8 protein-coding genes and 2 pseudogenes are annotated in these 12,749 nt (G+C 64.9%); 6 read left to right on the top strand and 4 right to left on the bottom strand.

What is annotated here, in order from left to right:
• Positions 1–201 precede the first annotated feature (201 nt).
• From ACFOKF_RS00815 to ACFOKF_RS00805, 3 genes are all read left to right on the top strand, one after another.
• Positions 202–1,368: a hypothetical protein gene (locus ACFOKF_RS00815; protein WP_007686500.1), complete on the top strand. Its 1,167-nt coding sequence runs from the start codon at positions 202–204 to the stop codon at positions 1,366–1,368.
• 96 nt (positions 1,369–1,464) lie between these two features.
• Entirely contained in the window at positions 1,465–1,863 is a 399-nt protein-coding gene (locus ACFOKF_RS00810; protein WP_007686501.1) for an MbcA/ParS/Xre antitoxin family protein, read from the top strand.
• Positions 1,863–2,546, top strand: a complete 684-nt coding sequence (locus ACFOKF_RS00805) for an RES family NAD+ phosphorylase (protein WP_013041559.1) — start codon at positions 1,863–1,865, stop codon at positions 2,544–2,546. Before ACFOKF_RS00810 ends, ACFOKF_RS00805 begins: the two co-directional genes overlap by 1 nt.
• Positions 2,547–2,590: 44 nt before the next feature.
• Here the strand turns inward: ACFOKF_RS00805 and ACFOKF_RS00800 are convergent, their stop codons facing one another.
• From ACFOKF_RS00800 to ACFOKF_RS00785, 4 genes and pseudogenes are all read right to left on the bottom strand, one after another.
• A complete protein-coding gene (locus tag ACFOKF_RS00800) occupies positions 2,591–2,941 on the bottom strand; it encodes a hypothetical protein (RefSeq protein ID WP_007688086.1) in 351 nt (116 codons plus the stop codon).
• A 64-nt stretch (positions 2,942–3,005) separates the two neighbouring features.
• Positions 3,006–4,018: pseudogene (locus tag ACFOKF_RS00795) on the bottom strand (ParB/RepB/Spo0J family partition protein).
• Between the two features lie 47 nt (positions 4,019–4,065).
• A complete protein-coding gene (locus ACFOKF_RS00790; protein WP_007688084.1) occupies positions 4,066–5,268 on the bottom strand; it encodes an AAA family ATPase in 1,203 nt (400 codons plus the stop codon).
• Between the two features lie 195 nt (positions 5,269–5,463).
• On the bottom strand, positions 5,464–6,552 hold the full coding sequence (locus tag ACFOKF_RS00785; protein ID WP_007688083.1) for a replication initiation protein: 1,089 nt from the start codon (positions 6,550–6,552) through the stop codon (positions 5,464–5,466).
• Between the two features lie 665 nt (positions 6,553–7,217).
• Here ACFOKF_RS00785 and ACFOKF_RS00780 point away from each other — a divergent pair.
• From ACFOKF_RS00780 to ACFOKF_RS00770, 3 genes and pseudogenes are all read left to right on the top strand, one after another.
• On the top strand, positions 7,218–7,544 hold the full coding sequence (locus tag ACFOKF_RS00780) for a single-stranded DNA-binding protein (RefSeq protein WP_007688082.1): 327 nt from the start codon (positions 7,218–7,220) through the stop codon (positions 7,542–7,544).
• 61 nt (positions 7,545–7,605) lie between these two features.
• Positions 7,606–8,472 carry a DUF7146 domain-containing protein gene (locus ACFOKF_RS00775; RefSeq protein WP_007688081.1) on the top strand — a complete coding sequence of 289 codons (867 nt, stop codon included), beginning with the start codon at positions 7,606–7,608 and terminating at the stop codon, positions 8,470–8,472.
• Positions 8,473–8,538: 66 nt separating this feature from the next.
• A pseudogene (locus tag ACFOKF_RS00770) lies at positions 8,539–12,737 on the top strand (strawberry notch-like NTP hydrolase domain-containing protein).
• Positions 12,738–12,749: the final 12 nt, after the last annotated feature.

Below are 12,749 nucleotides of genomic sequence, written 5' to 3'. Positions count from 1 at the left end.
CGGTCACGTCCGCCGTGGCGCTAATTTCGCCGGTTTCAGGGCGTTTCGGTCCATCTGGTTCGCTCGCTTCCATACTGATTGTTGTACCCTTCCTTATAGAAGACGTCAAACACGCTTATATGATAAGTGCAATTATCACATGTTCGTTCACCAACCACCTGAGTAGTTGTGCAGTGTTTTGGCATTCACTACACATCCGGCATGGAGCGCTTCCATCCCCTCGCCGCCGACACCGACGTCCCACCCGAGGAGCTCGCCCTCGCGCAAGGCGAATGCGCGCTGGCGCTCGGCCGGCTCGACGGGCTCCTCGCCAGCCTCACCGATATCGAAAAACGGCTGTTCTGCGTAGGGCTGCTGCGGGAGGTGTTGCTTTCATCCCTGGCGCAAGCGGGATTTGCGGACGCCGAACACCGGTTCAACGCCTGGTTCGCCGGGCTCGACCGCGGCCCCCAAGAGACACCCCTCACCGGCTGCTCCGCCTATGCCGTGGTCCGCGCCCTGCTCGGCGAACTCAGCCGTCATCCGTGGGAACCGCTCGCCGATGCCGCGCAGACCATCGCTCTGGCCGCTCGCTTCGGGGCCGACCGCCCGATGCAAGCCGAAGACGCGCTGGCGGAGGAAGCGATCGGCAGGGCGATCACGCTAATGAAACAGGCCGGCGCGGATGACGAGACCCCCCTGCCCTTCGCGGGTCTGGCCCGCCTGCACGCGCTGCTGCGCGCCGATCCGCGGTTCGCGCCGCTGGAGCGCGCGGTGCAAATCCGTTCGTTTGGGAACCGCGCGGTGGCGATCGAGCAGGCCGCCACGCGCACCCCGCTCTGGGCGGTCGATGCCGCGCTGGGGCGGCTGCTGACCGCGTCCGGCGCGTGGGCCCGCGCCCTCCCCTGCCCCGGCGCGGTGACGGCGCAAACGCTGCAGCCGCAGCTCTGGCCGGGCGAACGCGCCATGCTGGCGGCCCGCAGCCTCCAGCGCAGCGTGACCCGGCTTGCCGAGCTGGTCGCGCAAGCGCGGCGGCGCGCGGTGCTGATGCGCGAGCAGTTGGGGCACCTGCGCTCGAGCGCGCGGGCACCGCAGGTGTGGATCCTGCTCGCTGGTTTTGCGCCACTCGGGCTCGATCAGATCACCTGGGCGTTCGGGATCAGTCGGCGCGGCACCTATGCGATCGGCGACGCCCTTGTGGCGGCGCGCATGGCACGGCGGGAGACGGTCAAGGGGAAGGCCCTGCTGGTCGTCGAAGAACCGGGAAGGGATGGGCAGCCGGCGTCTTTGGACCAGGCTACCGCCCTCCCCCATGCGGCTCTTGCCGAGTTCGACGCGGCGATGGGTGAGATCGACCGGCTGCTCGCCGGCAGTTCTGGCCATCCCTGACGCGGCATCGCGCGCATTCGGCGTGTATGAAAACTGATCTCTTCTTGACGTTATGTACAGATATCATACATAGACAGAGAAAGAAGGAGATGGCCAATGGCCACAACTGCCCATTCCGGCGTCCCCGCCAAAGCGCCCAGCCGCAAGGATCTGAGCGGTCCGGCGCTGCGCACCTTTTTCCGCATTGCCGACGCCTGGGACCTCAAGGAAGCCGAGCAGATGAAGCTTCTCGGGCTCGACAGCCGCTCGACCTTCCAGACCTGGAAGCGCGGCGCGGTCGCGGCGATTCCCAAGGATGCGCTGGAGCGCATCTCCTATGTCATGGGGATCTACAAGGGGCTGAAGATGCTCCTGCCCCGTACCGCCAACGAATGGGTACGCAAACCCAATGAGGCGCCGCTGTTCGCCGGACGCCCGGCGATCGAGCGGATGGCCTCGGGCAATGTCGCCGATCTCTACGTGGTGCGTCAATATATCGACGCGCAGCGCGGCTGATGGATGCCATTGCGACGACGCAAGTGCGGTGGCAACCGTGCTACCGGATCGTCGCAAGCCGGTTCCCGCCCATATCGCTGTTTGAGGATGTCGCGGATCCGGCCGACCTGGAAGCGGTCTATGCGATCGAGGCGATGACCAACGACCGGCTTCGCGACGAGGTCGGGGACCTCGCCCTCGTCCCACCGGAGGACCGCGTATCGGGACCCGGAACATCGGCGATCATGGCAGCGTTCACCCACCTAAATCCCGATGGCAGCCGGTTCTGTGACGGCAGTTTCGGGCTGTTCTACGCTGCCAGCACCATCGAGACTGCGGTTGCCGAGACGCGCCATCACCGAACCCGCTTCATGGCGTACACCCACGAACCGGCGCAGGAACTCGACATGCGCGTCTACGCGGTCGACCTGGACGCCATGCTCCACGATATTCGCGGCCTGCGCGATGAACGCCCTGCCCTCTACGCCCCGGACAGCTATGCCGCCGGCCAGGCGCTTGGCCGGCACCTGCGTGAGCAAGGTTCGGATGGCATCGTGTACCAAAGCGTGCGCGACGCCGACGGCGAGTGCGCCGCGGTGTTCCGCCCTCGCCTACTCGCCAACAGCCGACAGGAGCGGCACCTGTGCTACGTTTGGGATGGCCGGGCGATTGTCACCGTCTACGAGAAGAAGACATTCGCCTAAAGGTCCTGCGGACAAGCTAACCTTTCGGCCTTGAGTGACGCCTGTCAGGAATAGACCCCGGCAGCCATACGATCGAGATCTTCCATGACGATATCGATATCGCCATTCGCAACCAATTCCGCGGCCGTTTTCCCAACTCCAGAAATGGGTTGATGCTTGAACCAGATAACCGCCTTGCCTTCTTCGCCTGCAAGTTCTGCCGCTCGCGTTATAACTCGGGCTATTTCCTCCAGTTTAATCTGCACGGTCGGGGCGGAGGGATACAGAGTCATGGCCTTAGGATCCAGGCGAGCAACGCGAGCCAAATGCGCCATGGAGAAGCGCAGGCGCTCCGCCAGACGACGGGGCGAGATGATCTCATTCTCGCGAATGTCATCCTGGAAGGCTGCAGTCATAGGGCAGTCCATATTCAACATGTGAAGACAAAACTCTCACGTCTCAGAACCGCTGAAGATTGTCCTAGCTCCAATGCTGATCGAGCAGCGCTTTCAACGCGGCCTCCGCTTCAGCCCGCGTACCACCGGCATGCGGGAGCAAGGTAAGTTTGAGACCCTTACGATCCACCGCCTCCACTTTCAGCAATGGTTTCCCCCCTTCGGACACGATCGTTTCCGGCTTTCCTGACTTCTTGGGGGATCCTGACCTCTTGGGGGGATCGGCGGCCAGAGCGAGCGCGCGTATGATATCGGGGACCGGCATCGGTGCTGCGCGATCGGACTGCACCTGAGCGAGACGTCCCGCCTCGGCGAACACACGCTGCCGCCGATCCTCCGGTTTCAAGAGAGGCTTGATCGCGGTGACATGCTTGATCCTGAGATCCTGCGGAAGGGCGAAGGCCGCCATCAGTTCCGCCGGCAGCCGGGCAAGGTCGAGATAGCGGCTGAGCCAGCTTTCCGTGACATTGATCCGCTCGGCCATCACCTTCTGGCGCCCCTCATAATAGGCGTCGAGCGCGCGCAGATAGTCGCGCGCGCGCTCCAGATCGGTGAGATCGTCGCGCGCCCGATTCTCGAGGTCAGCGAGACGGAAGGCCTCCTCGTCGGTAAGGCTACGGATATCGACGAGAAAGCGGAAATCCGGATAGTTGTGGGCGCGCAGCCAACTGATCGTCCAATGCCGGCGCGCGCCGCAAATCACCTCGAAATCGAAGGCAGGATCGTCCTTCACGCGGCGAACGATGGCGGGCATTTCTTGCTTGCCCTGCGCCTTGATGCTCTCGATGAGGTCGGCGCACCGCTCCTCATTGAGGAGCGCATATTCGCGGTTATGCCCCGCCCACATTCGGCAGCGCGCGGGATCGACAAGCTCATGGGTGCGCGAGACGACGCTGCCCGTCGCCAATTCGGCAAGCCGGCTTTCCCGGCCCGCCAGCACGCTCGCACCGATGCCAGGGCGCCGCGCCGCTGGGGCTTGCGCCCCGGGTCGATTCCGGCGACCAGATCAGCCGCGAAGTTGGCGTTCTTCTTGCTCATCATCCACCCCTTCTACCCGGAATTGCACCGGTGCAATTTTGCTCGCATCAGGCGAGTCCCTCCTTGCGAAGCCGCGTCAAATGGCTCGGCCACATCGACCGAATGTCGACCTCAATTTCACTGTTCACGCCATCAAGATAGGCAAGGCAGCGGTTGCGCACCGTCGAACTGGTGACCGGGCCGTCCAGCTCGTAGACGGTCATCAGCCGCGCCGTTGCATTGTCGATTTCGGCCGAATCCTTGAGCGGCGTACGGACGATCGCGTGACCGAAAAGGGTCCGCATCAGGTTCAGCAGTTCCTTCTGCATCGACTTATTCTCATCGACCTTGGACGCCACAAAGCGCAGGAACTGCAGCGACGGCGCCAAGCCGCGATCGGCCAGCGTCTCTATGGTCTCATCGAGCATGGCGAGGAAGGCCGCCGTCGACGAGAAGTCCATCACCGTCGGCGGAACCGGCACCACCAGCGCATTGGCCGCGCGCAGCACCGAAAGCGAGATCGCGCCGAGCGCCGGAGGCGGATCGAGAACCACCACATCGAACCGATCGGCAATGCTCGCGATGCCTTGCGCCATGCGGTCGATCAGGTTCCCCTGCCCCCGCGCCATGCGCGCTGCGATTTCATATTCCGACTGGAACAGCCGCAGATTGGCCGGAACAAGCTCGAGGCCGTCGAAGTGGGTCTTGCGCAGGGCATAGTCGAGCGACTCCATGTCGTCGTGCCGCAGGAATGGATAGAGCGTGTCCTCCTCGGTCAGGTCGAGGTCGGGCACATAGCCGAATAGCGTGGTTGCCGACGCTTGGCTGTCGCAATCGATGAGAGCCACCCGGTAGCCCTTGATCGCGAGATATTGGGCCAGGTGCACCGAAAGAGTCGATTTCCCCACCCCGCCCTTGAAGTTCTGCACCGCGATAACGCAGCAGGGATCGGTTGCGGCCCGCCAGGGCCGGGTGCCGAACAGTCCGCGCATGTCGTTGAGCTGCGCCAGGGTATAGCCGACACGCCGATTATTCTCGGTTCGCGGAGGCGGCGGCAAGCGGCCGTCCTTCTCGGCCTCGCGAATGGCCGCCGCGGTTCGGCCGACCAGTTCCGCGGCCTTGCCAATCGGGAACGTCGGCTCGCGCCGCTCGTCCGCCCGAGCACTCCGCGCGGAGTCGCGGAGCCGCTCGAGGACAGAGCTGGTCCGTTGTGCGAGCGTCGAGACGGACAGCAGGTCCTGCGTGCCCTCAATGTCGAGTGATGCAGCCAAGAGAGGCCCCCTTGCGAAACTAGAGGGGGCATAGCTCAATTTGCACTTTTAGGTCAATCGAAGGCTGATTTTCGCAAGTCGGCCCAGCCCGAAGGGCGAAACTTGCCCAATCTGCGCCGCAGACCTTTTGCGCCCCCTCGCAACCTGACCCCTTGGGGGCAGTTCACCCCGAAATTGCACCGGTGCAATTTCGGCTCAGGGGCGCCCGCGTCGTGCCAGGAAACTCTCGCAGAAGCCGGTCCAGGATGCGATCAGCTTGGCGCCCTTGAGCTTCGCCAGCCTTTCGCCCATCTGCGCGCGATAGGCATCGGCAATGAGATCGATGTCCCAACCGCCGCCAGCCGAACGGCCGATGGCCGCGAGCGTGTCCGAGCCAAAGCGGATCGTGCCGTTCGGGAAGGTGACCTCCCCTGCCCCAGCCTTATCCTTTGACACCAAGGCCGCCACCGCCGCCTGTGTGACAGCCTCGACGGCAACGGTCTCCACCTCGTCCTCGCGCCGCGCCTTTCTGCCCGCAGAGTGCCGACCGATCTCATCCACGGTCGCGATTTGGGCCGGAGCATCCTTGGGCTCAAAGCGGAATTCGATTTCGGTGACAGTTCTGCCCTGGCGGATCTCCCGCCACTCCACGCGAAAATGGGCGAGCTGGTCGATTTCGGCCTTCGCCTTTTCGAGAACTTTGCGGCGCAGCTGCGCGAAATCCTTGTAGACGTCCGGCGCGATGCCGAGCAGCGCACGCAGCGCCGTCATGTCGCCCTTCCAGAGCGACTGGCGCCTATGCAGCCTCAGCGCCCCGATCTCGTACAGCTTGAGCGCATAGGTTGATCGGAAGCCGAGCACCGCCTGGCGGTTCAGGACCGCATAGGTCTCCGATTCCTGGATCAGCTTTCGGGCTTCGGGCGTGAACTCCCACTCGATCCACCCAGCGTCCGCGCCCTCTTCGTCTTCCGCTTCTTCGCGCGACGACGAGATAAGCGAAAAGCGCAGCGTCGCCTTCTTGCCGCGCCAGGACTTGTCGTCGACCGCGAAAAGCGTGCGGTGCAATTCCTCAAGCATATCCGAGATGCGCTCATTGCCCTTGTGGCCGCGGCGAATGTCCGCCTTTCGCATCTTGTGCGGGCGGTCCTCCCAGGCATCACCGCCCGCGGTCAAAATCATCAGCGCAAGCAAACGCGAAGCAGTCAGGCTAAGCGACTGGCCTTTGACGAACTTGACCTCGACGATGCTGCCGGGCTTGGCGAACTCGTCACCGCCCTTTGCCTGCAGGGCGGCAGCCACCCGCATCGCCCGTCCCGGAGAAGCGTCATCGCCGGTGGGGGAGGGCGTTACAGCGTGATCTAGGGCTTGCTCGTCATCCATGCCATGAAGTCTGCGCCGATTCGTCCAGCGTGGGAGAAAATCTGCCTGACCTGTCCTTACGCGTCAAGTCAGGGCAGGATAGACACCGGATTCGGCCCCCAAGAGGTCAGGATGGAACTTCGCTCCGAAGCAGCAAACCATGAGGAAGTGCGGCGAGTCGCGTTTCCAAGCGCCCGGACCCGCGCAAACGGCAGCGCGGACGCCGAAGAAAGTCCCTGACGAACGCTATGGCGAGCGAATCACTCCAGCAGGAAGCTGTCCCCCATACGGTCAGGAAGGCCCCAGCAGGTCAGGTTGCATCCCCCGATCGGTCAGGGAAGCGCCCCGGAAGGGCAGGCAAAATCCCCCGTCCGGTCAGGATAAGCTTGCTCAAACCCGCAGAAATGCTGTGCTTTCGGCCTCCTGAATCTGAATCCTTTTGAATCGGAAAAGCTTCCGCTGCGAGCAGCGGCGTTTTGATTCTTTTTATTTTGAGAAAGAGATCGGCGTCGCGCCTGATGCAATCGTTCAATCCCCCCGCCTGGAGGGATACGCGAAGTTAGCCGCCTACGATAGGCTGCCGGCCAAATGACCTTGCGCATGGAGGGTGCATGATCAACTTCGCCAAGTTCGAGATCATCGGCCGGATCGGGGAAATCGACGCGCGGCCGAAAGTCACCCTGCTGTCGGTCTGCGCGAATTATCGCCGCAAGGGTGACGATAACGAATGGCAGGAAGACAGCCACTGGAACCGCGTGAGCGTCTTCAGCGAAGGCCAGCGAAAACATATCGCCGACCGGGCTCAAGTCGGGGATCTCGTGCGCATAGCCGGACGGCTCAAGGACAACTCCTATGAACGCGACGGCGCGACGCACTACACAACCGATCGCATCGTCGAGGAATTCGGGATCCTGGCACCCAAAGGCATGCCGGGGTGAAATATCGGGGAGGGGAGGGCGCAATCAGCAGCGGCGCTCCACCACTTCCGAGGATTAGTCGATGCCCATAGCTGCTCCCCATCGCGCCAAAGCCATTGTCGAAGCCCTGGGTGGGATCTGGCGCGGTACGCGCGGCGAATGCCGGTGCCCGGCACATAACGATCATGGTCCCAGCCTGTCGGTACGCCTGGGCGAGCGGGCGATCCTGTTCCACTGCTTTGCCGGCTGCGACACGCGCGATGTTCTGGCTGCTTTGCGCCGGCGCAAACTTCACGATGCGGAGCCGCTCACAATGCCGCGCCCGAAGGCGGCCGCGGACCATCGCGCTCTTGCACTTCGCCTATGGAAGGCGAGCCAGCCCATCGCCGGATCTCCAGCGGCCGATTATCTGGCGGCGCGCGGTCTGCCGCCTCCCTATCCGCGTTGCCTGCGCTACAACCCGCGCACCATCGTCGGGGCCGGTGAGCGCCGCCGGTTCTTTCCGGCGATGATCGCCGCGGTCGAGAATGATCTGGGGGTTGTCGCCGTCCAGCGGACCTGCCTCGATCTCGCCGACATCCTGCACAAACCCATGCCAAAGCCGAAGATTGCCCTTGGCCTTCTCGGCGACGCGGCCATTCGTCTGGCGCCGGCCGGCGAGGAGCTTGGCCTTGCCGAAGGCATCGAGGACGCCCTTTCAGCAATGGCCTGGTTCGGAACGCCCACCTGGGCGCTGGGCGGGGTCGAACGCCTTGGGCTTGTCGCCATCCCCGAACGGGTCAAGCGTATCATCGTCTATGGCGATCGCGGTGCCGCCGCTGCCGCCATGCTCAAAAAAGCCCGCCCCCATCTCACAGCCAATGGACGCGAACTGGTGCTCCGGCTGCCGGAACGGCACGCGGACTGGAATGATGCTTGGCGTGTCCGCCGGGCCGCCGAGGCGGCCTGAAAGGGGAGGGAGCCTTCCGGCTGATGACCTGGCGCTGATGCCAGGTGTCAGACCTGGAGATGCCCCATGGCCACACACCCCCTCGCGCTCACGCTGCCGCTCGATGATCCCGCCCGTACCGCTGCTCAAGGCATAGCCGACCGGCTGTCCGAAGGATGTCCGGTTGCACGTAACGACCTCCTTGCCGAAATGACCTCCGCTTTCGGTGGCTCGAGCGCCGATGGCCTGTGGTCATTGCGCGACGCCTACGATGTGCTCGAACTCGCGCAGGTCCTCCATCTGAAGAACGCGACGCTCCCGGCAGATGCGAATGCGCGGCTCGCCCAGCTGATCGCTATGACGGCGGCGCTTCCCACGCAAAGCGTGCGTAGCGAAACGCAGATCGCGTTCCAGCAATTCTCGACACCGGCGCCGATCGGCTTCCTTGCCGCCAAGGCAGCCGCGATCACGGCACACGATATCGTGCTCGAGCCCTCGGCCGGGACCGGCCTCCTGGCCGTACACGCCCATCTCGCCGGCGCGCGCCTCCTTCTCAATGATATCGATGCCTGGCGCACGCGTTTGCTGCGTCACGCCTTTCCCGAAGGCAGGCTGAGCACGCATGATGGCGAACTGATCGACGATATGCTCGATCCGCAACTGGTGCCGAGCGTCGTGCTCCTCAATCCGCCCTTCTCGCGAAGCCAGGGGCGCGCGCGCGATCGCCATGCCGCGCTTCGCCATTTGCGCTCCGCGCTGTTGCGGCTTGCTCCAGGCGGGCGCTGCGCCGTTATTCTCCCCGACCGCATCGAGACGGAGGACGCGGATTGGCTGCACGCCACTGCGGGCGCGCATGCCCGGCTGCATCTCGACCTGCCGCCCGATGCCTATGCCAAGCACGGCACCGGCCAGGCAGTCCAGCTCATACTCCTCGAAAAGGACGGGGCAGGGGGCTCGGTCCCGCGCCAGACCTGCACGACGCTCGGCGCTGCGCTTGCGGCCATCGATGCGATGGCGACCCCATGCGCGCCGCAGCCGCAGCCGATCTCCCGCCCCAGCGGATTGTTCCGGGGCCTCACGCGGCGGACCCGCCCCGTCTGCTCGCGTGCGGCGGTGACCCTGCCCACGACCCGCGCGGTCGCCTATCACCGTCTCGACGCGCCCGCACCCGCGGGCGAACCGCAAGGGATTTACCTGCCCTATCGGCCGAGCCGTCTGCTGATTGCCGATGCTCGTGAGCACCCAAGCGCGCTGGTCGAATCGCAGGCAATGGGATCGATTGCCGCACCCCCGGTCGCTTATGAACCCGTGCTGCCGGCCAGGATCCTGGACGACGGCCTGCTCTCGGACGCGCAGCTCGAAACGCTGATCTACGCTGGCGCGGCGTTCGAGCGCGATCTTCCCGGGCGGTTCATATCCAGCGAGGAGGGTCTTTCGCTGTCGCCGGCAGAGGCCGGTAACGCCTATCGGACCGGCTTTTTCCTTGGCGATGGCACGGGCGCCGGCAAGGGGCGGCAGGTGGCAGGCGTCATCCTCGACCAGTGGTTGCGTGGCAACCGCCGCCACCTCTGGATATCCAAGAGCGAGACGCTGGTCGAAGACGCTCGCCGGGACTGGTCGGCGCTTGGCGGCTTGCCGCTCGACATCCAGCATCTCAACCAGTGGAAGCTCGGCACCCCGATCGCGCTGGGCGATGGGATCCTCTTCCTGACCTATGCCACCCTGCGCTCCAACCGCGGCGACAGGGGCACGCGGCTGCGCCAGCTGATCGAATGGATGGGTGAGGATTTCAGCGGCGTCATCGTTTTCGACGAGGCGCATGAAATGGCCGGGGTGGCCGGCGGCGAGGGCCGGTTCGGCGCCACGAAAGGGTCCGAGCAGGGCATTGCCGGCGTCCGCCTGCAAAATCTCGCTCCGCGCGCCCGGATTCTCTACGCCTCGGCGACGGGCGCCTCGGATGTCAACAATCTTGCCTATGCGACACGCCTCGGATTGTGGGGACCGCAGACGGCCTTCGCCGACCGGCGGGCCTTCGTGGAATCCCTGCGCCGAGGCGGCATCGCGGCGATGGAGTTGATCGCCCGCGACCTCAAAGCGCAGGGCCTCTATGCCGCGCGGGCGCTCAGCTTCGCCGGCGTCGAATATGACATCCTCGAGCATCGGCTCAGCGAAGAACAGATCGCCGTCTACAATGCCTATGCCGATGCCTGGGCGATCATTCACAACAATCTGCAGGCCGCGCTCGCCGCCACGCGCGTCACCGACGGCTTCAGCGGTGCCACCTATAATAGCGGCGCGAAGGCCGCGGCATTGTCGATCTTCGAATCGACCAAGCAACGCTTCTTCGGCCAGATCCTGCTGTCGATGAAGCTGCCCTCGCTGATCCCGGCGATCGCCGCCGATCTCGCGCGCGGCGACTGCGCCGTCGTCCAGCTCGTGTCGACCTCGGAAGCGATGCTCGATCGTGCCCTTGCCGACCTGTCCCCCGAGGAGCGCGCCTGGCTCGATATCGAGCTGTCCCCGCGCGAATTCCTGGTCGATTATCTGACCGCGGCCTTTCCCGTGCGCCAGATGCGCACCTATACCGACGATAGCGGCACGGTGCGCTCGGAACCGATGATCGACGAGGCCGGGCAGCCCGTGCTGTGCCGGGAAGCGATGGCCATGCGCGACCAGCTCCTCGAGCAACTCTGTGCGCTGCCGGTCGTCGGCTCGGCGCTCGATCACATAATCGGGCATTTCGGGACGGAGGCTGTGGCCGAGGTGACGGGCCGCAGCCGGCGGATCGTCGTCGATGCCGACGGCCGTCAGCGGATCGAACGGCGCAGCGCGCGCACGAACCTCGCGGAGACCGACATCTTCATGCGCGGCGAAAAGCGCATCCTGATCTTCTCCGACGCCGGCGGCACGGGGCGGAGTTACCACGCCAGCCTCGACGCGCCCAATCAGAGCCGCCGCATTCACTATCTCCTCGAGCCCGGTTGGCGCGCGGACGCGGCGATCCAGGGGCTGGGCCGCACGCACCGCACCCACCAAGCCTGCCCGCCCTTGTTTCGGCCCGTTTCCACCGATTGCCGTGGCGAACGGCGGTTCATCTCGACCATCGCCCGGCGCCTCGACAGCCTGGGCGCGCTGACCCGTGGCCAACGCCAGACCGGCGGGCAGGGACTTTTCGACCCCCGCGACAATCTGGAGTCCGACTTCGCGCGGGAATCGCTCGACCAGTGGTTTCGCCTGCTGTTCCAGGCAAAACTCCAATCGGTCCACTTCGATCAGTTCCAGGCGCTCACCGGTTTGAACCTGGCCGGGGAGGGCGGGGGCTCACCGAGACCTTGCCCACGATCCAGCGGTGGTTGAACCGCATCCTGGCGCTGCGCATCGACCTGCAGAACGCGATCTTCGACGAATATCTCGGCTTGATCGAAGCACGGGTGGAAAAGGCACGCGAGGCCGGCACCCTCGATCTTGGCGTCGAAACGATCGCGGCCGACCGTATTTCGATCCTCGACCGGACGGTGATCCGGCGCGATCCCGTGAGCGGCGCCGAAACCGAGATCCTGCGTATCGAAACCGAGGAGCGATATCGGCCGCTGACCCTGGAGCGAGCGCATTGGCTTCTGGCCGACCCGGAAGCGCGCGGGTTGATCAACCCGCGTTCCGGCAAGGCCGCCATTTGCCGGCCGACCTTCTCGCTGACGGACGAAGAGGGGCGGACCGTGCGCCGCTATGAGCTGGTGCGGCCGACGCGCACCGAACGGCACCGGCAGGACCTCTTCGCCGAAACCCATTGGACCGACGTGGACCGGGCGAGCTTCGACGAAGCCTGGCAGGCCGAATGCGACGCAATGGCGGCGCAGACGCGCACGCAGATCATCTATCTGGTCACTGGCCTGCTGCTTCCGGTGTGGGGCAAGCTGCCCGACGATCATGTCCAGGTCTGGCGGCTGACGAGCGATGACGGCCAGTCGCTTCTCGGGCGTCTTATTCCGGCGCCGCTGGTTGAGCGGATTGCCAGCGCATTCGGCATCGCGGCCCATGTCGAGATCGACCTCGGCGCGCGGGTCGAGCACGTCCGCACCTCGGGCGAGATCATGCCGATCGGAGCGCTGCGGCTGAAGCGCGCCTTGGTCGCCGGCGATCAACGCCTCGAATTGCTGGACTGGAAGCCCGAGGCGCTGCCGCATCTCAAGGCGGCGGGCTGCTTCACCGAGATCATCCAGCACCGCACGCGGCTGTTCGTTCCCCCGAGCCGCGCCCTCGAGATCCTCGCCAGGATCACGGACTGACCCGCGGCCGCG

Source organism: Sphingobium rhizovicinum (assembly GCF_042647625.1).
Taxonomy (GTDB): domain Bacteria; phylum Pseudomonadota; class Alphaproteobacteria; order Sphingomonadales; family Sphingomonadaceae; genus Sphingobium; species Sphingobium rhizovicinum.
Note: the sequence above shows the minus strand (reverse complement) of the source record. Positions and strands in the feature narration are given on the sequence as shown.